We start from the raw sequence: 20356 nt of genomic DNA, 5'->3' as shown, positions 1-20356 counted from the left end.
TTCCTGCCCGGCTCACACTCGGCGGACCCGGTCACGACGTGCACTGGGAGCGTGCGTGCACATGTGAGGAGTAACCATTCGATGTCGGCAGTGGCGGGATGTCCGGTAGCCCACGGGTTCGATCCTCTTTCCGATGAATATCTGGCTGAGCCGTATTCGATCCTCAACGATCTGCGGGAGAGCGGGCCGGTTCATTACGTGCCGTCGATCGACTACTGGGTGGTCACCCGCTACGAGGACATCGCGGCCATCCTGTCCGACCCCGTGACGTATTCCGCGACGGTTGCGCAAGCTCCGCTGTCGGCACTGACGGACGAGGCTCAGGACATTCTGAGGCTGGGTCTGCGCAATGTGCCGGTTCTGTCCAACCTCGACCCGCCTGCCCACAGCCGAATCCGCCTCCACCTCGCGCCGCTGTTCCTGCCGCGCAAGGTGGCGAAGCTGCAGCAGCGGATCGAGGAATTCTCGAAGCGCCTGATCGATGACTTCGCGCAGCTGGGCCGGGTGGACATCGTGCCCGCCCTGACGTTCCCGTTGCCGGCACTCACGGTCTTCCGTCTGCTCGGGTTCCCCGATGCGGACGGCGAGCAGCTCAAGCAGTGGTGCGGAGACAAGCTGGAGATCAACTGGGGCCGCCCTGACGCCGGCTACCAGCTGCGCGCGGCCACGAACATGGTCAAGTTCTGGGACTACTGCGAGCGCTTCGTCGAGCAGCAGACGCAGGCCCCGGGCGACAACCTGACCAGCCAGTTGATTCGTCAACGAGAGTCCGACGACAGCGCGCTGAACGATCGGGAGATCGCGAGCGTCATCTTCGCGCTGAGCTTCGCGGGCCACGAGACGACGACGAACCTCATCGGCAATGCCCTCCGCAATCTCCTCTCCCATCCTGGACTGTGGCAGCGATTGCACGCGGACCCGACGCTGGTCGACTCCGCTGTCGAGGAGACGCTGCGGTTCGACTCGTCGGTGATCGCGTGGCGGCGAGTCACGACCAGGGCGGTCACGATCGGCAATGTGGACATCCCCGCGAACACACGGTTGATGCTCGCTTTCGGCGCCGCCAATCACGATCCGAGTGTGTTCCCGGAGCCCGAGGTGTTCGACATCAACCGCGAGAACGCGCGGGTGCAGCTCTCGTTCGGCAAGGGAACCCATTTCTGCTTGGGCCAGCATCTGGGCAGGGTCGAGGTGCGCACCGTGATCGGCATGTTGGCCCGCCGCTTCCCCGACCTGCGGCTGGCGGAGGGGCAGACCGTGACGTATCCCAGGAACATCTCCTTCCGCGGCCCCGAAAGCCTGATCGTCGAGTGGAGTCCGCAGGAGGCTGCGCAGTGGGCATGACCCTCAGCGTCGACCGGGACGGATGTACGAGCTGCGGCGACTGTGCGCTGGCAGCACCTGAGGTGTTCGACCTCGACGACGACGACGCCAAGGTGATCCTGTTGCTGGCGCAGCCGCCGGAGTCCGCGCGTGTGGCCGTCGAGCAGGCGATCCGTGACTGCCCGGCCGGTGTGCTCGCCATGGTCGAGACGTGATCGGTGCTGCCCGCGTCGTCGTGGTCGGCGCCTCCCGGGCAGGGACGACGGTGGTCGGCACGTTGCGCGCACGCGGGTTCACCGGGTCGATCACGTTGGTCGGTGACGAAGACGTCATGCCGTACGACCGCACGCATCTGTCGAAGGAGGGCATCCGCAACGGGGCGTCGAGCGTCGCGGCCCCGTTGTGCGGTCCGGACGACCTCGTGGGTACCGACCTCCGCCTCGGCACCCGGGCGGTGGGCGTGGACAGCACGAGCCGAACCGTCCATCTCGACGACGGCAGCGAGCTGCCCTACGACGGCCTGTTCGTGGCGACCGGTTCCGCGCCTCGGCGTCCGCATGCTCTGAGCGGCTGCGATGGCGTGTACGTGCTGAGGACCTTCGCCGACGCGCAACGTCTGCGCGCGGCACTCGCTCGCGCCTCGACGGTGTTGATCGTGGGTGGCGGGTTCGTGGGCGCCGAGATCGCCGTGGCCGCCCGCGAGCGGGAGCTCCCCGTGACGATCGTCGAGGCAGGCGCGACGCTTCTGGAGCGTGGACTGGGTGAGCAGGTCGGCGCCGAGTGGACCGAGCTGCACCGACGGCGAGGCGTCACGGTCCACTGCGGCAGGACGGTCGTGTCGCTGAACCAGCGCGATGGGCGCGTCGACGCAGCCGTGCTGGACGACGGCCGGGTCGTTCCCGCCGATCTGGTCCTGGTGGGCGTGGGTGCCGCGCCCAGCACCGACTGGCTCTCCGGCGACGACGCGCTGAAGATCGACGACGGCCTCATCTGCAGCGAGACGCTCTGCGCCGCGCCGGGCATCTACGCCGTGGGTGACGTGGCCCGATGGCGCGACCGGGACACCGGCGAGTTGCGCCGCATCGAGCACTGGACGAACGCTCACGCGCAGGGTCGCGTGGCGGCCGGGAACTTCCTCGGTGACGACCAAGCCTTCGTGTCGATGCCCTATGTCTGGTCCGACCAGTACGGGCACCGGCTGCAGATATACGGGACGACCCGCAACCCCGACACCGTCCGAGTGCTCGATCCGGGCGCGGGCGTGTCTCGCCTCGTCGTGTACGAGGCGGATGGTCGGGTGGTGGGCGCTGTCGGAGTCGATGCCGCGAAGGAGCTGCTGCCCTGGCGTCGCGCCATCGCCCGACAACAGCCCCTGGACGACGCCCTCCGGGGCCTCGCTCCGAAGTAGCACTCCTGTCGACCTGCATTACCGCTGCGCGTCCGATGTCCGCCGTTTCGTGTCGCATGCAGGAGCCATCTCTGATGAACGAGAACCTCGGCACGGCTGATGCCCGAGACCCGGGACACGCGGGTATGAAGGGCCGTGCCATGTCTTCTCGGCACAGCCCGATGCCCGTTCATGCATAGGACGGCGCGGAGCCGTGGCACTCCGTCCACAAGGGACTCGTCGGGGGCGGCGGAACTGGTTCAATGGCCGGCATGCCCGGCGATGACGCTAGCGCTACCCCGGCTGGTGGCAGCGCACCCGCGGGCACGGCAGCTCCGGGCCGGTCCGCGACCGTCGACAACCTGCCCATCGAGCTGACGACGTTCGTCGGCCGGCACAACGAGCTGGCCGAGACCCGGAGGCTGCTGCGCACAGCCCGCCTGGTGACGCTGACCGGGATCGGTGGGGTGGGCAAGACCAGGCTGGCGCTGCGGGCGGCCGAGAAGGTCCGTGGGAGCTTCCCGGGCGGGGTCTGGCTGGTCGAGCTGGGGGAGCTGTCGGATGCGTCGTTGCTGGTCAACGTGGTCGCCGGCACGCTCGGGGTGCTGGCGCCCGCCGACAAGCCGCTCGAGGACGCGCTCGTCGACAAGCTCGCCGACGCCGACTGCCTCCTGGTGCTCGACAACTGCGAGCAGATCGTCGACGCCGTCGCAGCGTTGTGCGATCGGGTGCTCCGCCGGTGCCGGCGCGTGCACATCCTGTGCACCAGCCGTGAGGCGCTGCGGGCCGCGGGTGAGGTGCTCCTGCGCGTCCCGCCGCTGGCGGTGCCCGGCGACGCCGACGAGATCACGCCCGCCGGCCTGGTGGAGTCCGACGCGGTCGCGCTGTTCGTCGAACGAGCATCGGCCGCTGCCCGCGGGTTCGTCCTCACCGATGGCGTGGCCGGCGACGTCGCGGACATCTGCCGCCGCCTCGACGGGCTGCCCCTGGCCATCGAGCTCGCCGCGGCGCGGCTGCGGACGTTGTCGCCGTCGCAGATCCTCGAACGGCTCGCCGATCGGTTCGCGCTGCTGACCCACAGCGGCCGCGGGGCACCCACGCGCCAGCAGACGCTGCGGCTCTGCATGGACTGGAGCCACGAGCTCTGCAGTCCGGCCGAGCAGCGGGTCTGGTCCCGCGTGGCGTTCTTCGCCGGCAGCATGGACATGGAGGCTGCGGCGGCGATCTGCGGGGCGGACGGCCTGCTCGACATCGTGACGTCGCTGATCGAGAAGTCGATCCTCATGAGGGAGGACTCCGACGCCGCGCCGGCGCGCTTCCGGATGCTGGAGACGCTGCGGGAGTACGGGCAGGAGAAGGCGCGCGAGCAGGGCCACGCCGACGAGGTGGTCGAGCGGCTGACCCTCTGGTACTGCGACCTGGCCGGAACTGCGCACGACGAGTGGATCGGGCCCCGCCAGCTGGAGTGGATCGCTCGTCTCGAGCGGGAGCTGCCGAACTTCCGCGACGTCCTCGACCGCTGCGCGCTCCAGGATCCGCAGCGTGGGCTGCGGACGGCGGTCGCGCTGTTCCCGTTCTGGAACGCGCGAGGCCTCTTCAGCGAGGGGCGGTACTGGCTGGATCGAATGCTCGCGCAAGACGACGGGATGGTTTCGGTCGAGCTCGCGACGGGCATCTTCGCCGACTGTGTGCTCACCGCGTCGCAGGGCGATCTCGAGGCGGCTCTCGCACTGGTGGCCAGAGCCAGGGCGACCGGGACGGCGAGCGCGGATCCCCTGGTGCACGGCATCGTGGCGCTGACCGACGGGATCGCGGCGCTCTTCTCCGCCGAGGTCGACCGGGCCAGGGCGCTGCTGGAAGTCGCCGTCGCAGTGCTGGGTGGTCCGGGCACCGAGGAGATCCTCCATCTCTCCGCGCTGACCATGCTGGCGTTCGCCTACGAGCTGGGGTCCGACAGCGAGCGAGCAGGGCGATGCTTCGAGCAGGCACTCGACATCACCGCGGCGCGCGGTGAGTCGGTGTTCCGGTCCTACCTGCTGTGGGGGACGGGCGTCTCGCTCTGGCGCAGTGGCCGGGGGGAGGACGCCGCGGTCCGGCTGAAGGAGGGCCTGCGCGTGGCCGACGACGTCGGCCATCCGCTCGTCGCCGCGGTCTGCCTGGAGGCGCTCGCCTGGATCGCGGCAGGTGACCGGGACTCCAGCCGCGCAGCCGCACTGCTCGGGGCGGCGGACGCGCTCAGCCACCGGACCGACAGCGTGCCGACCTTCCTGCCCGCGCTGCTGGTCCACCATCGCGAGGCCGAACAGGGCATCCGCGAGGCGGTGGGGAAGCGCACCTTCTCCCGGGCCTACCGCACGGGTGCTGAGCTCGCCGCCTCCGGTGACATGCGGTCGTTGCTGGAGCCGGCGGCGCCGCCACCCCGTGTCGCGGCATCACCCACGCCTGCGCTCACCACGCCCGCCGACCCCCGGGCGAACCCTCTGACCCGCCGGGAGCTGGAGGTCGCCGCCCTCATCGGCCGGGGTCTCACGAACCGGGCGATCGCCCGCGAGCTGGTCATCTCGCAGCGCACCGTCAGCGGACACGTCGAGCGCATCCTGGCCAAGCTCAACCTGTCGTCACGGGTGCAGGTAGCAGCCTGGGTGGTGCGTCACCAGTCCGTCCCCTGAGGCGGTCACGCGCGCAGTTCGTCCCACACGGCGCGCAGCGATGCGCCGAGGTTGCCGGTGGGAGCTGCCACCACCCCCTGCTCGCAGAACACCATGCCGTTCGGGGCGCCCGCCGAGAACGGGGCCCAACCCGCGGTCGCCCCGACAGCGGGATCGCCGTCGCGGGCATACGCGAGCCACGCGGACCGCATGGCGCCCGTCGCCGTTCGTGCGGTGTCCGCGTCGACATCACGGGTCAGCACCGCGTCGCCGAGGCGCATCGCGTCGAACGTGCCGAATACGAACGGGATCTCGAGGCAGTGCGCCCCGCCGAACACCTCCGTGCTGCCGGACAACGACAGGCCGAACTCGTAGGCGTGAACGGGGAGGCCCCCCGCGGAGAGCGCCGCCGCCCGGTCGAGGCACGGGATCCGGAACATCTCATCGCCCGCGTAGCAGGTGAGAAGCTCCTGAACCGAGTCCGTCCGGTAGAGGTCCCGGTAGCGGTCCAGAGCCTTGTCCGCGGCGTCGCCGAAGCTCCACCGCATCCGCTCCACGAGCCGGGACGGCGGCACGTCCTCCGGCTTCGGTTCCCGCCCGAAGAAGAACGCGAACTCCCGGCTCGTCCACCCGATCATGATCTCGGTGTGGGGGGAGTGCGTCGGCACGTCGTCCCAGACCGAGGCGTGCAGGTACCGGCCGTCGACGTGCGGTTGGAAGACCGGCAGGTAGCGGCCCCACTCCGCGGTGCGGCCGATCATCTCCGGCACCGCTGCGATCAGCGCGCTCGCCGGCAGCGCCCGCACGGCAGCATCGTCGCCGACGCCGAGGACCGACCGGTAGAGCTCCCGGATCCCTGCCTCGTCGTCGGCCGTCCGCATCGGCGAGCCCAGCGGGGGGCTCTGCAGGATCGCGCGCCGCAGCGCAGGTGCGTCCGGCATCCCGAGCAGGGTCAGGATCGACCAGGCCCCGCCGGACTGGCCCACAGCGGTGACGTTCCCCGGGTCGCCGCCGAACGCCGCGACGTTGTCGGCGACCCACTGCAGGGCCAGCGCCTGGTCGGTCAGGCCGCGGTTGCCCGCTGACCGGTCGCCCGGGTGGCAGTCGAGGTAGCCGAAGGGACCGACCCGGTAGTTGATCGCCACGACGACCACATCGCCGTGCCTGGCCGGCGACGCCCCGGAGTAGAGGGGCAGGCTGCCGGCGCCGGTGAGGAACCCGCCGCCGTGGATCCAGACGACGACGGGCCGGCGGCGGTCGTCGGCACCCGGGGTCCAGACGGTGAGGGTGAGGCAGTCCTCGGACATGGCGGCCGGGTCGATCGTGTAGCCGAGCAGGGACGGAACGGGTCCGCGTCCCGGCTGCGGGCAGACGGGGCCGTCGGCCGACGCGTCGCGCACTCCGGACCAGGGGATGGCGGGTTCGGCGGGCAGCCAGCGCCGCTCACCGATGGGCGGGCGCGCGTAGGGGACGCCGCGGAAGACCTGCACTCCGTCCTCGGTCCGGCCGCGCACCACCCCCGCGGTCGTGCGGGCGGTCGGTTCGGTGTCGGTCATCGGGAGCCCCCGGAGTGTGGTCGGAACACGGACACCGGTCGCGCGGCCGGCTGCGGGGACACGGGTCCGCACGGGCGCGACGGGTCGGGACCGCAGGCGGGCACGACATCCTTGCCGGGACGAAGGGCGCAGGCGGTGGACCGGACTGTAGCGGCGGCCCCGCGGCTCGACAACGCGCCCGGGAAGGCCCTTTTCGTCAAGGGGTAGACATACCTGTTTCGTAGCCGCGGGGGTACCTGATCCGGCCCGGGGCTTCGGATTACCCGTGTCCTGCCGACGCCCTGTCGATATGGTTCGAAGCACAGGTATCCGGCGTCACCGTCGGGAAGATCGGCGATCGGCCGACGCCGATACCGGCGTTGCGGTCCGCGACCCGGTATCCGCGCACCGCTTCTCTCCAGGAGATATCCATGGCCAAGTACCTCGTGATCCTGCACGCGCCCGGCATCACCCTCGAGCAGTTCGGTGAGTCCGCCCGGGAGATCGTCAAGAACGAGCACGCGACCTTCGTGCACGCCTACGCCAACCTCGTCGACGGGACGATCGTGAACATCTACGAGGCGGAGAACGCGGACCAGGTGGAGCTGGAGATGGAGCGGCTCGGCTGGCCGTTCGACGAGATCGCGAAGATCCAGTACGAGACCTCGCTCGCGGATCTGACCGCGAACGTCTGACCCGTTCCCGCCCGGGAGGAGATGACCGCATGACCGTGCAGACCGACGAGCCCGTCGAGGAGACCCTGGAGTGGTTCGGCGAGGGTGGCCCCACGAAGGAACCGCGCGCGGCGAACAGTTTCGAGCACATGCTGACCCACCAGGGGATGCAGCAGCAGAAGGAGATGTTCAACTTCTTCGGGCCGGGCGACATGGTGCCGGTCACCGCGTTCTCGTACTCGATTCCCGATATGCCGCGTTTTCACTTCTACCATTACAACGACCAGCAGGAGGTCGTCATCAGCATGGCCTCCGAGGGTGCGCCGCTGAAGACGGGCCACGTCCACATCCAGGACACCACGCACGGTGTGACGATGTTCCTCAACAAGCCCAAGGCTCCGGTCATGCAGGCGTACCAGATGTGCATCATCGCCATCCGGATGCGCGACGCCGCGCCGCAGAACGAGGCCAAGATCTTCCGCTGCTCGGAGTGCAACGAGGTGATCTTCCGTCTCGACGTCGACATGCACGTCGGCCCGCCGCACCCGTACTACCAGGAGTTGCCGAACATCCGGCTGTACGCCGATGCGGTCGATGCGTTCAACGAGACCGACCGGATCTGCTCCGCGTGCGGACACCACAACGAGGAGTTCCCGAACTACATCGCCGGCTGGAGGCGATACACCCAGTACATCGAGCTGGCCAACCGGGCACGCGGCGATATCGAGAAGGCCGGCGCCGAGGCGGGCTTCGGCGGGGAGATCGCGCGATGACCGCCGCACGTGAGTATCCCATGCGCAAGAAGACCATCAACATCTTCAAGGAGGGGAAGAAGACCTGGGGCTCCTACGACGACTTCCCCCTCGCCGCCGTGGGCGTCGACCCGGCGCCGCACCTGAGCCGCAACAGCGTCGCCCAGCCCTTCCACCTGGTCACGGCTATGGACGAGCTGCTGGTGACGATGGCAGGGACGGGCACGGTCGAGTTCCGCACACCGAGCGGGGTCACGACCCTCGAGTTCGAGCCCGGCACCGTGACCTACCTGCCCGCCCGGACGCCGTCCCGGGTGCTGCCGGCCACCGAGGCGCTGCAGGTGCGGCTCAAGGCGCCTACTCCCAACCAGGAGGCCGCAGCATTCTTCTGCACCTCGTGCGACGCGCTGGTGCATTCCATCGAGTTCGTCGCGGACGTGCCGCAGCAGAAGTACTGGGACGCGGTCGTCGCGTTCAACGGCTCGGTCGAGCAGCGGACCTGCACGAGGTGCGGCACGGTCGCCGACCCCGTCGACCTGTCCGGAGTCGCCTGGAACGACGTCGCCGACGTGCTGAAGGCATGACGTCGCCCGCCGACGAGGTCGATATCGCGGCCGGATGAGCAGGAAAGGAGGCAGGCGATGCCCTACGTGATCGCGGAGCCCTGCGTCGACAAGATGGACCGCTCGTGTGTCGAGGAGTGTCCGGTCGACTGCATTTACCAGGGCGAGCGGAAGATGTACATCAACCCCGACGAGTGCATCGACTGCGGTCAGTGCGAGACGGTGTGCCCGGTCGACGCCATCACGCTCGACAAGCAAACGCCGGAGCAGTACGCAGCGCACGTCACCGACAACATCCGTTTCTTCGCCGAGCCCCTCCCGGGCCGCGACGAGCCGATCGGCAGCCCGGGCGGGGCGGCGGACTTCGGTCCCGTGGGCGTGGACACCGAGCTCGTGGCCGCGCTCGAGCCGCGCGATCCCGTCGCCTGAGCATGGCCTACCGCGCGGTGCTGCCCGTACTGGTGATCACGGGGTTCCTGGGCAGCGGGAAGACGACTCTGGTGAACCGGGTGCTGGGCGGGGCCGACGGTGCCCGGCTCGGCGTGGTGGTCAACGACTTCGGCGAGATCGGCATCGACGGCGCGCTGATCGCGGACAGCACCGACGACGTGATCGAGCTTGCCGACGGCTGCCTGTGCTGCCGCAACACCGGCGATCTCGAGGCGGCGTTGGCGGCGTTGACGGCGCAGGCGCACCGGTTGGACGGCATCGTCGTGGAGACCAGCGGCCTCGCCGACCCGACCGCGGTCGTGGAGGTCGTCGCGAACAACCGGACGGACACCCCGCTGGCGCTGGTCGGAGTCGTCACGGTGATCGACTGCCAAGAGTTCGACGCGAACCTGCGCCACGCGACCGTCGCCTACCGGCAGATCGTGGCCGCCGACCTGTTCGTGCTGTCGAAGACCGCGGTGGCGTCCGCCGCGAATGTCGAGTTGATCCCGTCGCGGCTCGCGATGATCAACTCGGTCGCGCCGGCGGTCCGGGACGGTGAGGCGGTGGACGCCGTCGCGTCACTGTTCGCTCCCCAGGCCGTCCCGGCCCGCCGGCGCGACGTCCCCGAACCCGGGGCACGGGAGCACACGACGCTGCCCGTCGTGACGCTCTCGGTGCCGGATCCGCTCGACCGGGTTCGGTTCACGAGCTGGATCGACGGGCTGGATTCGAGCGTCGTCCGGGTCAAGGGCTTGGTGACCTTCGACGGGGGCGGGCCGCCGCTGGTGGTCGACCGGGTCGGAGCGCGCACGACGTTCCGGTTCGCCCCGCCGGCGGCGGGGCGGGTGCTGCAGGACAACGACGCGGTTCTCGTGCTGTTCGGCCGGGGAGCGGACCGCGCCTCGAAGGCACTCATCGCCTGCACGCCGTGGGCGAGCGGGAAGGACGTGGTGACGTGAAGATCGATTCAGGCCGGCTGGTCCCGGACACGGTCCTGCACGGCGGGAAGATCGTGACTGTGGACGCCAGGTCCTCCGTGGCCGAGGCGGTGGCCATCGCCGACGACCGGATCGTCGCAGTGGGCAACGACCGCGAGATACGGGCACTGGCCGGGTGCGGGACGCGGGAGGTCGATCTGCAGGGCGCCTCGGTGATCCCCGGCCTCATCGACAACCACACCCACCCGATGATGGCGGGGTTCGAGGCGGCGGAGGTCGGAGCCAAGGTCGACGTCGCGTCGGCGCGGTCGATCGGGGAGATCCTCGCGCTGATCCGCACCGCGGTGCGCGACGCGAAGCCGGGGGAGTGGGTGACGACGTCGTGCCTCTACCGCGGGGGCATCGAGGACGGACGCTTCCCGAACCGGCACGACCTCGACACCGTGGCGCCGGACAACCCGGTCTACATCGCCGACGGCGGCCGCAACGTCATCGTCAACACGCTGGCGCTGGAGATGGCCGGCATCGGGCCCGACACGCCGGACCCGGACGGCACCGACGAGCTGTCCGAGGGCCACATCGTGCGGGACGACAACGGGGTCCCGACCGGGCACCTGATCGTCGGGGCCGGGGACCTTGCGCGGCGGGCGTGGTGGGTGCGGCTCGGCCAGGAGCCCCAGATGTGGGACCTGCTGCAGTACGACCGGGAGACCAGCAAGCGGGCGATCCTCGCGCAGATGCGCAAGCTCAGCGCGGCCGGGATCACCGGGACGCGGGACATGGGCACGTCAGTGGCGGACCTCGACGCGTACGTCGACGTGGCGCGCAGCGGTGACGCGACGGTCCGGATGGACCTGCTGCTCGGGCTGCCGGTGCAGCACTGGAGCGTGGAGCGGATCACCGAGACCCTGCGTTCCTACTTCGGCCCCCGGCAGGGATTCGGCGACGAGTGGGTGCGCATCGGCGGGCTCAAGCTCGTCGCACAGAACTACGGCTACTGGACGACGACCCCGCGCAAGCTCGAAAGCCTCGTCCGGGAGGGCAACCGGCTCGGGTGGCGGTTCGCGATCCACGGGACGCCGGGCGATCTCGGCGACGACATCACGGTGATCCTCGACGCGCTGGAGGCCGCCGATGCCGAGAGCCCGCTGGCCGGGAAGCGCTGGAGCTACGAGCACGCCTTCGGGCTCATCGATCCCGTCCACCACGAACGGCTGCGCAAGCTCGGCGTGATCATCGCGGCGAACCCGATGCTCGCCTACTTCGGCGCGGGCCGGGCCATGGAGATGCACAAGACCATGGAGGCCCTGAAGCTGGTGGCGCACAGCGAGGATCTGACGCCGCTGGAGCACACCGTGCGGGAGTGGGGTCAGCCTGTCCGCTCCTGGCTCGACGCGGGCCTGCTCGTGACGGGTGGGACGGACACCCCGGCCATCCCGTACGACCTACAGCGACCGTTGCTCGGACTGTGGACGACCTTCTCGCAGGACACCCTTGCCGGGGAGCTCATGCCCGGGGAGAAGGTCAGCCGCATGGAGGCGCTGCGCATCTGGACCCTCAACAACGCCTATGCGACCTTCGAGGAGCACATCAAGGGGTCCATCGAGCCGGGCAAGCTCGCCGACCTGGTGATCCTCTCCGGGGATGTCCTCGACGTGCCGGACAGCGAGTTCCTGGACCTGCGCGTGCTCGAGACCATCGTGGGCGGGCGGACGGTCCACGAGCACTCCACCACCTCGGTCTGAGCCGTGTGCCCTGCGGACCCCGACCAGCAGGCCCGTCGATGAGCGGGCGGGAGAACCACCTCCTCGACGGCCGGCTCAAGATCCGGCACCTGGTGCTCGTCCAGACCCTGACCCAGCAGCAGAGCATCGTGGCCGCGGCCAACGCCTTGCACGTCACTCAGCCCGTGCTGACCCGGCGGCTGCGCGAGCTCGAGGAGATCCTCGGTGTCACGCTGTTCGAACGCACCTCGCGCGGGGTCACTCCGACCGAGTTCGGCGCGGCGTTCGTCGAGCACGCCCGTGCTGTCCTCGCCCAGATCAGCCAGGCGGCGCGGCACCTCGACGAGATCGCCGACGCGCGTCGTGGCCGGGTGATCGTGGGATCGCACCTGGTGGGCGCCAACCTCCTCGTACCGCGGGCCATCGCCGCGTTCAAGGCGCAGAGCCCGCTCGTCACGGTCGTCACCCGGGAAGGGACACCGGAGTCGCTGCTGCTGGAGCTCGAATCCGGTCAGGTCGACCTGATCGTCGGACGGCTCACGTCGCCACCTCCGGCCGGGATGACGCAGCGCCACCTGTACCACGAGCCGATCACGGCCGTGGTCGGCGCGCAGCACGCGCTGGCGGGCCGGGCTGCGGTGCGCTCGGAGGGCCTGAGCGAATACCCGTGGATCCTGCCCGGGCCCGAGACGGTGCTGCGCCAGGAGTTGGAGGAGTACTTCTTCCGCCGCCGGATCAGCGTGCCGCAGAACGTCGTCGAGTCGACGGCGTTCCTGACGGTCCGTCAGCTCCTCCTCGACGGGGACTTCGTCGCCTTCCTTCCGACGCTGATAGCCCAGGAGGACGAGCGGCTCACGGTCCTCGACATCGGACTTTCGGGGATCAGGCAGACCGTCGGCGCGACGATGAGCACGGGACGGCGCCTCAACCCGGCATCACTGGCGTTCATCTCCTGCCTGGTCGGGGCCGCAGGCCCGCTCGAGGCCGCCCGGGCGCAGGACACCCGGACAGCCGAGGCCGGGGAGCGGATTTCTCCCTGATCTCGCCTGTCCGGGTCGCCGGTCATCCCGCCGGTGCGGCCGCCCGCCCCGACGAGGACGAGAGCGTCGGGAGCTCGACCCCGAGGAACCGCTCGGCGTTTCCCCGCCGGATCAGCGCACGCTGCTCGTCGTCCAGGAAGGGCGACCGGTCCACCACGGCTCCCACCGGACGTTCCCCCAGCGGGTACGGATAGTCGCTGCCGACCATCACCGAGCCCACCCCCAGCGTGTCGACCAGCAGCCGCAGGGACTCCGGCCGGAAGACGACGCTGTCGACGCTGAACCTGCCCACATAGGACGACGGTGGTGCCTCCGACGTCGCGATGACGTCGGGTCGCTGGTGCCAGGCGTTGTCCATGCGCCCGAGCCAGTAGGCGAACGAGCCGCCGCCGTGCGCGAAGCAGATCCGCAGGTCCTCGCTGACGTCGTCGAACACACCGCCGAGCACCAGCGCCAGCATCGACAGGTGGGTCTCGGCGGGCATGCCGACCAGCCACTGGGCCATCCACCGGTCCAGCCGTGGCGACTGCGGCATGTCCCACGGATGCACGAACACCGGGACGCCGAGCCGCGCGCAGTGCTGGAGGAACGTCCGGATCCCGCCGGCGTCCAGATCCTGGTCGCCGACGTGGTTGCCGATCTCCACACCGACGTGCCCGTCGGCGAGGCTGCGTTCGAGCTCGGCGCACGCCGCGTCGATGTCCTGCAGGGGGACCTGGCAGAAGGGCACGAGCCGCGGGGACGCGCTCGTGATCTCGAGCGCCAGCTCGTTGAAGATCCGGGCGATCTTCGATGCCACGCTGGGATCCGCGTCGTAGGAGAAGAACACGGGGGTCGGTGAGAGCACCTGCACGGCGACGTCGTCGTCGTCCATGTCGGCGAGCCGCACCTGGGGATCCCAGGCGTCGTCGCTGATGCGGCGGAACTCGTGGGTGCCCAGCATGATCATCGCGTCGCGTTCGCTGCGGATCTCCAAGCGCAGCCCGTCCGGTCCGCCGGGCAGCTGTGGCCAGCCGCGCGGGACGTAATGGGAATGGACGTCGACGATTCCCGCCGAATTCACCTCAGCCCTTCCCCGGGTGCAGAGCGCCGCACCCATCGCACGTACGGGCCTTCTCGTCGGCGTAGAAAGCACTGAAGACGGGCGGGAGGTCGGCGACGATGTCGCGGACCTGGAGCTCGACCTCGTGGACGAGCCCTCCGCACTCCGCGCAGTACCACTGGAATTTCTCCAGGGTGCCCTCCTCGCGGACCCGCTCGATCACCAGGCCGATCGACCCTGCCTGCGGGCGTTGCGGCGAGTGCGGAACGGAGCCCGGAAGGAGCCAGGTCTCGCCTTCCCGGACGTGCACGGTGCGCGGCCCCTCGTCGGTGATCACGTCGATGTGCATGTCGCCCTTGATCTGATGGAACCATTCCTCGTAGGGGTCCACGTGGAAGTCGGTCCGCTGGTTGGGGCCGCCGACCACCTGCACGATGAAGTCCTTGCCGGTGAAGAGCGCTTTGTTGTTGACCGGCGGTTTGAGCGAGGGTTCGTGCTCGGCGATCCACTGTGTGAAGTCCACGGCCGCACCGATGTCGGTCATGGTGTTCCTCCTGTCGGGGGGACGGACGTCGGGTCGAGCCGGCCGGTGTACGCCATGGCCTGGATCTCGATGAGCAGGTGCGGATGCGGCAGTTGGTGAACCGCGACGGTGGTGCGCGCCGGACCGGTCTCGTCGAAGTAGCGGCCGTAGACCTCGTTGTAGCCACCGAAGTCGTTCATGCTGACGAGGTAGGTGGTGATCTGGACGAGATCGCTCAGATCGGCGCCGCCGGCGTGCAGGACGTCGCGGATGTTCTCGATCACCGCCGCGGTCTGCACGCGGATGTCCAGGTCGACGGTGCCCATTTCGTCGACCCGAGCTCCGACGATCTCGTTGCTGGGCAGCCGACTGCTCGTTCCGGACACGAACAGGAACGGCCCTGCCCTGCGTGCGTGCGGGAACCGTCCCCGTGGCCGGGCCTTGCCCGTCACGAGCAGGTGTGACTCGCTCATGTGCGCTCCCCGTCGTCCCGTGTGCCGGTGATCGTGAGCGCGACCCGCCCGAGCCCGGCGACCCGCGTTTCGACGTGCCCCGTGTCGACCGGAAGCGCCGCCGTGGCTGCTCCGGCGAGCACGACGTCCCCGGCCCGCAGCGGGATGGAGTGCTCGGCGGCGATCCCCAGCAGGGCTGCACCGATCCGGCGCGGGTCGCCGAGGATGGCGGCGGTGGACCCGAAGGCCACCGGCCGGCCTGCGATCGACAGCGTCACCGCCGCGTTCGCCAGGTGCGCCCACAGTGCCGCGTCCAGCGGCACCCAGTGCCCGACGGCGAACGCGGCGGCCGAGGTGTTGTCGGCCACGACACGCGGCAGGTCGAACGCGAACCCGGAGAACCGGGAGTCGATCAGCTCAACAGCGGGGGCGACCGCGTCGAGAGCGCTCACCAGATCGGCTCGCGGGTCGGCCGGGTCGAGATCGCGCGACAGCCGGAAGGCGATCTCCGGCTCGACGCGCGGGTGGATCAGCCGCGACCGGTCGATCCGGCCGCCCTCGCGTACCCGCATGCGGGCGGTGAGCGCGCCGACGATGACGTCGTCCACGCCCATCTGCCGCATCTTGGCGGTGCTGGTGAACCCGAGCTTGACGCCGACGCGCGGGTCGCCGAGCGACTCGCGGTTCCCGACGAGGACCCGCTGTATGGCGTAGGCCTCGGTCAGGTCGAGGTCGGGTAGCTCGGCCTGGGGGGACAGCGGCGTCCGGTCGCGTGCCGCGTCCTCCAGGAGTCGTGCCACGTGCTGCACGTCCGCGACCGTCATTGCGTCGCCTCCTTGTGGATCGGCCCGTCGTCGACCAGCAGGAGCTCGACGTGCCCCAGTCCGGACAGCTCCGCGCGGTAGCGCCCCGGACGGCTGAGATCGGCCATCGGGCCGAGGGCGCCGGAGAGCACGACCTCGCCAGCGCGTAGCGGACGTCCGCGGCGCGCGGACTCGCGCGCGAGCCAGGTCACGGCCCGGGCGGGGGAGCCGAGGCACGCCGCCCCGACGCCGCTGGAGACGAGTTCGCCGTCGTGGTCGAGCGCGAGAGCCACCTCGGTGAGGTCCAGCCCGCGTGGCGACACCGGTGTCGTGCCGAGGACCACGGCCCCGGAGGACGCGTCGTCGGCGATCGTGTCGGTGATGGCGATGTCCCAGCCGGCGATGCGGGAGTCGACGATCTCGATGGCAGGCAGCAGGAAGTCGGTGGCGCGCAGGACGTCGACGACGGTGGAGCGGGGGTCGTCGAGGTCGGCTCCCAGTACGAACGCCACCTCGCCCTCAACCCGGGGCTGCAGGAACTCCGCGCGGTGCACGTGCTCGCCGTCGGCCCGCACCATCGTGTCGAGGATCGGTCCGAAGTCCGGCTGATCCACCCCGAGCTGGGCCTGCACGGGAGGCGCGGTCAGCCCGATCTTGCGGCCGACGAGGCGCAGGCCCGCCGCCGTCCGGCGCTCCAGCACGAGTTCCTGCACCGCGTACGCCGCATCGACGTCGGCGGCGCCGAGCACATCGCGCACGGGGGCGCACGGGGTCGCGCTCGCCCGCGCGTCCAACAGTCGTTCGGCGGCGACCAGGACGACGTCGCGGCGGGTGGTGGTGTCGAAGGCAGTCACAGGGCAACACACACGTTCGTCGTCTCCGTGTAGAAGTCGAGGGAATGCCGGCCGCCCTCGCGGCCGATCCCGGACAGACCGGTGCCCCCGAACGGGGACCGCAGTTCGCGCAGGAACCAGGTGTTGACCCACGCGATCCCCACGTCCATCCGCTGTGCGACGCGGTGGCCGCGGCGCAGATCACTGGTCCACACAGCCGCGGCCAGGCCGTAGTCGGTGTCGTTGGCCAGGTGGACGGCCTCGTCCTCGTCGTCGAACGGGATCAGCGCGGCGACCGGACCGAACACCTCGTCGCGCACGACGCGGTCGGCGTTGGTGAGTCCGGTCCAGAGCGTGGGCCGCAGCCACCAGCCGCCGCTCAGTGCGTCCGGCATGTCCGGGACGTCCCCGCCGGTGCGCACCTGCGCCCTCGACTCCTCCGCCAGCCGCAGGTAGCGCAGGACTTTCGCGCGGTGGGCGGCGGAGATCAGTGGCCCGGTCGTCGTGCGCTCGTCGTCGGGGGCGCCCAGGTGCAGCGCTTCCGCGCGTTCCACGAGCCCGGCGCACACGTCCTCGAAGACGCTGCGTTCGACGTAGACGCGCTCCGTGCAGAGACAGACCTGGCCGGTGTTGGCGAACACCGACCGCGCGAGGCCGTCGAGCGTGGCGTCGAGGTCGGCGTCGGCGAACACCACGGCGGCGTTCTTGCCGCCGAGCTCGAAGGACACGGGCCGCACCCGCGGAGCCACCGCTCGCATGATCGCGGCGCCGGTGGCCGAGGAGCCGGTGAAGGTCACCCCGTCGACGGCGGGGTGACCGGTGAGGAACTCACCGGCCGAGCCGGCGCCGCGGCCGTGGACGACGTTGTAGACCCCGGCGGGGAAGCCCGCCTCCTCGACGAGCTCCGCGAGCATCGTCGCCGATGCCGGGGTTTCCTCGGACGGCTTCACCACCACGGTGTTGCCGCACGCCAGGGCAGGTGCGAGCTTCCAGGTGAGCAGGAGCAGCGGGAGGTTCCACGGGACGATCACGGCGACCACCCCGAGCGGCTTGCGCATCGCGTAGTTCAGCGCCTGGCCCCCGGGGTGGTCGAGCAGGTAGGACTCCATGCCCTCGGCCGCGGCCATATCGGCGAACGAGCGGAGGTTGGCCGCGGCGCGGGCGACGTCGAGGCTGCGCGCGACGGCCGCCGGCTTTCCCGTGTCCGCGACCTCCGCATGCACCAGGTACTCGGCCCTGGCATCGACGAGGTCGGCCAACCGGCGCAGGAGGCGGCAGCGATCGCCCACCGAGGTGCGTCCCCAGGACCCCTGGTGAGCTGCACGGGCCGCGAGAGCGGCCCGGTCGACGAGCGGGGCGTCTGCCTCATGCACCTCGGCGACAGTGGCGCCGGTGGCCGGGTCGACGTCGGGGAAGGTGCTCACCCCGTCGACGAACCGTCCGCCGACGTAGTTCTTGATCTGCAGCATCATCGCCTCTCGCCGGCTGCCGGGGACTCGTCGGAAGCCCTTCCGACGCGGCGGAAGAGGTGCGGAGGGACCGACGACGTTCATCGTCGTGTCGACACGCGATGCAGGTCCAATGCGGATTCCGGGCGCGGCTATGCCTGTTCGGGTAAGTCGGCGGCAGGCGTCATGGGGCCCCGCGGGATCCCTCTGCTGCACCTGCGTGCGTCAGGAACGAGGCGCCGCAAGGACGTCGAGCATGTCCGCCCTGGCAGCCGCTGTTGCCTGGACCTGCTCGTCGAGCCCGTCGCTGGTGCCGGTGGTCCGCGCGCGGGCCGTTCGGATGCCGAGTGCACTCGCTTCGGCCTGGTAGCGGCCGGTGGCGCGAGCCGCGGCTCGGCCGCAGCGGCGACGTACGTCTCGCCTCCAGCGGCGGCGTTTCCCGAGGTTCGCGAGAGGTGTGACCTCGTCGGGAGCGATGTGGCCGTCGCGAGCGAGAGCCGGCAAGGCCGCGCTGATCATCGTCCCTTCGCGGCTGCGGAGGACGAGCGCCAGGACCAGCACCACGAGGAACACCGGCACCATGACGGCTGCGTAGATCTTGTAGATCAGGAACGGATCGCTTCCGGCGAGACCCGCCCAATCCCACACACCGTGCAGGGTGATCGCGACGAGCAGGCCCACGAGGGCGAGTCCCACGCGTGCGGCTCGGCTGCGCTTGTGCGCGGCTGCGGCGATGCCGAGCCCGAATACGGCGACCATGAGCGGGTGGAAGAACGGCACCATCACCATCCGCAGGAAGAAGCTTGCGGCGAGCAGGGCGATGGCGTTCACGTCGGACACGTCCGACGTGGCGAAGGTCGTGACGGTGCGGCCCAGGTAGAGGACGTTCTCCGTGAACGAGAATCCCGCGCCGACGAGTCCCGCGTAGACGATGGCGACGAGCGGGCCGGTGATCTGCTTGCGGCGGTACACCAGCAGCCAGACCAGGAACAGGCCTTTGAAGACCTCCTCGGTGACAGGGGTGATCACGAGCGGGCGAAACCATGCACCGAAGTCCGTGCCCAGAGTGATGTCGACGACGGCTTGGAGTCCTTGCTGCGACCAGAGCGAACAGAAGGCCGCGAACGAGGCGCCCCACACGAACGCCGAGACCAGGCGGTGCGGACGCTCGGGCTCCCAGCGGTCGAGCCAGAGAAATGCGCCGACGACCGGAAGGGTGATGAGGGCGGACAGCAGCAGACCGCCGGCCACCCCGTCCGGACCGACCTGCGTGGACACCCAGAACATGGATATGAGCCAGGCGGCTCCCGCCGCCACGGGCCAGAGAGTCCACGCCGATCTTTGCATTGCCGTTCCTTGCCGCCTTCTCGACGCCGCGGGTGTGCGGTCGCTGTCGCAGGAGACACCGTGCCGTTGCGGCATACTCAAGTCCGCTGATCATGAGACGTGGTGAGGAGGGCCGGCGTGGGCTGGAGCACCCGGGAAGTCGCGCAACTCGCCGGCACGACCCTGCGCACCGTCCGCCACTATCACGAGATCGGCCTGCTCGACGAACCGGAACGACTGTCGAACGGCTACAAGGTCTACCGCACCGAGCACCTCGTGCGTCTGCTGCAGATCCGCCGTCTCACCGGGCTCGGCTTCTCGCTCACCACGATCGCGGCGATGCAGGAGGGGTCGGAGCATCTCGAAGCAGCCCTCGAAGCCGTCGATGCGGAACTCACCGCCACGATCACACGGCTGCAGGAAGCGAGGGAGGAGATCGTGAAACTGCGCCGTCGACCGGTGCCGACCGACCTTCCGTTCGACATCTCGGCCGCGGCGACCGAAGCGCGACTGTCACCGGCCGACCGGTCGCTGTTCGCCGTGCTCTCCCATGTGATCGGCGATGACAACACACAGCACTGGCGGGCGCTGTTGCAGGACTACGAGCGCGATGATGTGGCCGACGAATTCGACGCGCTCCCGCCGGATGCCGACGAGGAGACGCGTGAACAACTCGCGCGACGCATGTTCCCGCAGATGATCGCGCTGAGTGGAAAGCACCCGACGCCACCGCGCACCGTCGAGAACGCGGTGCTCGGTCGGCACGCAGCAACCGCCGCGATGATCAACGCGCTGCGCGATCTCTACAACCCGGCGCAGCTCGACGTGTTTGTGCGCATCTGGAACCAGCAGGGCTCATCCGAGACCAGCCGACAAGGGTTCGTTCCAGAGTGATCTCTCGAGCCGGCGGCGC

Annotated in this window: 20 protein-coding genes; 12 read left to right on the top strand and 8 right to left on the bottom strand. The window is 70.0% G+C overall.

Annotated elements, in window-relative coordinates; translation table 11 throughout:
* Positions 1 to 81 precede the first annotated feature (81 nt).
* The 4 genes from MMF94_RS39430 to MMF94_RS39415 all read left to right on the top strand — a co-directional run bounded on the left by MMF94_RS39430 (position 82) and on the right by MMF94_RS39415 (position 5379).
* Entirely contained in the window at positions 82 to 1344 is a 1263-nt protein-coding gene (locus MMF94_RS39430; protein WP_241042600.1) for a cytochrome P450, read from the top strand.
* Positions 1341 to 1538 carry a ferredoxin gene (locus MMF94_RS39425; RefSeq protein ID WP_241042599.1) on the top strand — a complete coding sequence of 66 codons (198 nt, stop codon included), beginning with the start codon at positions 1341 to 1343 and terminating at the stop codon, positions 1536 to 1538. Before MMF94_RS39430 ends, MMF94_RS39425 begins: the two co-directional genes overlap by 4 nt.
* On the top strand, positions 1535 to 2731 hold the full coding sequence (locus tag MMF94_RS39420; protein ID WP_241042598.1) for an NAD(P)/FAD-dependent oxidoreductase: 1197 nt from the start codon (positions 1535 to 1537) through the stop codon (positions 2729 to 2731). Before MMF94_RS39425 ends, MMF94_RS39420 begins: the two co-directional genes overlap by 4 nt.
* A 251-nt stretch (positions 2732 to 2982) precedes the next feature.
* Positions 2983 to 5379: a LuxR C-terminal-related transcriptional regulator gene (locus MMF94_RS39415; protein ID WP_241042597.1), complete on the top strand. Its 2397-nt coding sequence runs from the start codon at positions 2983 to 2985 to the stop codon at positions 5377 to 5379.
* 5 nt (positions 5380 to 5384) lie between these two features.
* Here the strand turns inward: MMF94_RS39415 and MMF94_RS39410 are convergent, their stop codons facing one another.
* Positions 5385 to 6914 carry a carboxylesterase/lipase family protein gene (locus tag MMF94_RS39410; protein WP_241042596.1) on the bottom strand — a complete coding sequence of 510 codons (1530 nt, stop codon included), beginning with the start codon at positions 6912 to 6914 and terminating at the stop codon, positions 5385 to 5387.
* A 410-nt stretch (positions 6915 to 7324) separates the two neighbouring features.
* Between MMF94_RS39410 and MMF94_RS39405 the strand changes: the two genes are divergently transcribed.
* The 7 genes from MMF94_RS39405 to MMF94_RS39375 are packed head-to-tail and all read left to right on the top strand — an operon-like array spanning position 7325 to position 13016.
* A complete protein-coding gene (locus MMF94_RS39405) occupies positions 7325 to 7588 on the top strand; it encodes a nickel-binding protein (protein WP_241042595.1) in 264 nt (87 codons plus the stop codon).
* A 29-nt stretch (positions 7589 to 7617) separates the two neighbouring features.
* Positions 7618 to 8340 (top strand): hypothetical protein, encoded by a 723-nt coding sequence (locus MMF94_RS39400; RefSeq protein ID WP_241042594.1) that lies wholly within the window; start codon positions 7618 to 7620, stop codon positions 8338 to 8340.
* Entirely contained in the window at positions 8337 to 8903 is a 567-nt protein-coding gene (locus tag MMF94_RS39395) for a cupin domain-containing protein (RefSeq protein WP_241042593.1), read from the top strand. Before MMF94_RS39400 ends, MMF94_RS39395 begins: the two co-directional genes overlap by 4 nt.
* 57 nt (positions 8904 to 8960) lie before the next feature.
* Positions 8961 to 9311: a ferredoxin gene (gene fdxA, locus MMF94_RS39390; protein ID WP_241042592.1), complete on the top strand. Its 351-nt coding sequence runs from the start codon at positions 8961 to 8963 to the stop codon at positions 9309 to 9311.
* A 2-nt stretch (positions 9312 to 9313) separates the two neighbouring features.
* Positions 9314 to 10273 carry a CobW family GTP-binding protein gene (locus MMF94_RS39385; RefSeq protein WP_241042591.1) on the top strand — a complete coding sequence of 320 codons (960 nt, stop codon included), beginning with the start codon at positions 9314 to 9316 and terminating at the stop codon, positions 10271 to 10273.
* Positions 10270 to 11997: an amidohydrolase gene (locus MMF94_RS39380; RefSeq protein ID WP_241042590.1), complete on the top strand. Its 1728-nt coding sequence runs from the start codon at positions 10270 to 10272 to the stop codon at positions 11995 to 11997. The genes MMF94_RS39385 and MMF94_RS39380 overlap by 4 nt, the downstream gene beginning before the upstream one ends.
* Before the next feature lie 38 nt (positions 11998 to 12035).
* Positions 12036 to 13016 carry a LysR substrate-binding domain-containing protein gene (locus MMF94_RS39375; protein ID WP_241042589.1) on the top strand — a complete coding sequence of 327 codons (981 nt, stop codon included), beginning with the start codon at positions 12036 to 12038 and terminating at the stop codon, positions 13014 to 13016.
* 22 nt (positions 13017 to 13038) lie between these two features.
* On the opposite strand, the gene MMF94_RS39370 is transcribed toward MMF94_RS39375, so the two are convergent.
* The 7 genes from MMF94_RS39370 to MMF94_RS39340 all read right to left on the bottom strand — a co-directional run bounded on the left by MMF94_RS39370 (position 13039) and on the right by MMF94_RS39340 (position 19464).
* Complete coding sequence (locus MMF94_RS39370; protein WP_241042588.1) at positions 13039 to 14079, bottom strand: amidohydrolase family protein; 1041 nt, start codon at positions 14077 to 14079, stop codon at positions 13039 to 13041.
* A 1-nt stretch (position 14080) separates the two neighbouring features.
* Positions 14081 to 14602 (bottom strand): 3-hydroxyanthranilate 3,4-dioxygenase, encoded by a 522-nt coding sequence (locus MMF94_RS39365; protein ID WP_241042587.1) that lies wholly within the window; start codon positions 14600 to 14602, stop codon positions 14081 to 14083.
* A complete protein-coding gene (locus tag MMF94_RS39360; RefSeq protein ID WP_241042586.1) occupies positions 14599 to 15054 on the bottom strand; it encodes a RidA family protein in 456 nt (151 codons plus the stop codon). Before MMF94_RS39360 ends, MMF94_RS39365 begins: the two co-directional genes overlap by 4 nt.
* Positions 15051 to 15857: a 2-keto-4-pentenoate hydratase gene (locus MMF94_RS39355; RefSeq protein WP_241042585.1), complete on the bottom strand. Its 807-nt coding sequence runs from the start codon at positions 15855 to 15857 to the stop codon at positions 15051 to 15053. The genes MMF94_RS39360 and MMF94_RS39355 overlap by 4 nt, the downstream gene beginning before the upstream one ends.
* The gene (locus MMF94_RS39350) at positions 15854 to 16690 is read right to left on the bottom strand and encodes a 2-keto-4-pentenoate hydratase (protein ID WP_241042584.1); all 837 of its coding nucleotides are present in this window, start codon (positions 16688 to 16690) and stop codon (positions 15854 to 15856) included. The genes MMF94_RS39355 and MMF94_RS39350 overlap by 4 nt, the downstream gene beginning before the upstream one ends.
* Positions 16687 to 18141 (bottom strand): 2-hydroxymuconic semialdehyde dehydrogenase, encoded by a 1455-nt coding sequence (locus MMF94_RS39345; RefSeq protein WP_241042583.1) that lies wholly within the window; start codon positions 18139 to 18141, stop codon positions 16687 to 16689. The genes MMF94_RS39350 and MMF94_RS39345 overlap by 4 nt, the downstream gene beginning before the upstream one ends.
* Positions 18142 to 18342: 201 nt before the next feature.
* The gene (locus MMF94_RS39340; RefSeq protein ID WP_241042582.1) at positions 18343 to 19464 is read right to left on the bottom strand and encodes a PrsW family intramembrane metalloprotease; all 1122 of its coding nucleotides are present in this window, start codon (positions 19462 to 19464) and stop codon (positions 18343 to 18345) included.
* Positions 19465 to 19581: 117 nt separating this feature from the next.
* Here MMF94_RS39340 and MMF94_RS39335 point away from each other — a divergent pair, with 117 nt between their 5' ends.
* Complete coding sequence (locus tag MMF94_RS39335; protein WP_241042581.1) at positions 19582 to 20337, top strand: helix-turn-helix domain-containing protein; 756 nt, start codon at positions 19582 to 19584, stop codon at positions 20335 to 20337.
* Positions 20338 to 20356 lie beyond the last annotated feature (19 nt).

The sequence above is a fragment of the Pseudonocardia alaniniphila genome (genome assembly GCF_022524485.1).
Classification (GTDB): domain Bacteria; phylum Actinomycetota; class Actinomycetes; order Mycobacteriales; family Pseudonocardiaceae; genus Pseudonocardia; species Pseudonocardia alaniniphila.
This window is presented reverse-complemented; position numbering and strand designations above follow the sequence as displayed.

Excerpts from the sequence above, each read along its gene's own strand:
- fdxA (WP_241042592.1), top strand. The coding sequence starts at position 8,961 with ATGCCCTACGTGATCGCGGAGCCCTGCGTCGACAAGATGGACCGCTCG.
- MMF94_RS39430 (WP_241042600.1), top strand. The coding sequence starts at position 82 with ATGTCGGCAGTGGCGGGATGTCCGGTAGCCCACGGGTTCGATCCTCTT.
- MMF94_RS39425 (WP_241042599.1), top strand. The coding sequence starts at position 1,341 with ATGACCCTCAGCGTCGACCGGGACGGATGTACGAGCTGCGGCGACTGT.
- MMF94_RS39405 (WP_241042595.1), top strand. The coding sequence starts at position 7,325 with ATGGCCAAGTACCTCGTGATCCTGCACGCGCCCGGCATCACCCTCGAG.
- MMF94_RS39345 (WP_241042583.1), bottom strand. The coding sequence starts at position 18,141 with ATGATGCTGCAGATCAAGAACTACGTCGGCGGACGGTTCGTCGACGGG.
- MMF94_RS39410 (WP_241042596.1), bottom strand. The coding sequence starts at position 6,914 with ATGACCGACACCGAACCGACCGCCCGCACGACCGCGGGGGTGGTGCGC.
- MMF94_RS39375 (WP_241042589.1), top strand. The coding sequence starts at position 12,036 with ATGAGCGGGCGGGAGAACCACCTCCTCGACGGCCGGCTCAAGATCCGG.
- MMF94_RS39415 (WP_241042597.1), top strand. The coding sequence starts at position 2,983 with ATGCCCGGCGATGACGCTAGCGCTACCCCGGCTGGTGGCAGCGCACCC.
- MMF94_RS39395 (WP_241042593.1), top strand. The coding sequence starts at position 8,337 with ATGACCGCCGCACGTGAGTATCCCATGCGCAAGAAGACCATCAACATC.
- MMF94_RS39385 (WP_241042591.1), top strand. The coding sequence starts at position 9,314 with ATGGCCTACCGCGCGGTGCTGCCCGTACTGGTGATCACGGGGTTCCTG.
- MMF94_RS39340 (WP_241042582.1), bottom strand. The coding sequence starts at position 19,464 with ATGCAAAGATCGGCGTGGACTCTCTGGCCCGTGGCGGCGGGAGCCGCC.
- MMF94_RS39355 (WP_241042585.1), bottom strand. The coding sequence starts at position 15,857 with ATGACGGTCGCGGACGTGCAGCACGTGGCACGACTCCTGGAGGACGCG.
- MMF94_RS39365 (WP_241042587.1), bottom strand. The coding sequence starts at position 14,602 with ATGACCGACATCGGTGCGGCCGTGGACTTCACACAGTGGATCGCCGAG.
- MMF94_RS39360 (WP_241042586.1), bottom strand. The coding sequence starts at position 15,054 with ATGAGCGAGTCACACCTGCTCGTGACGGGCAAGGCCCGGCCACGGGGA.
- MMF94_RS39400 (WP_241042594.1), top strand. The coding sequence starts at position 7,618 with ATGACCGTGCAGACCGACGAGCCCGTCGAGGAGACCCTGGAGTGGTTC.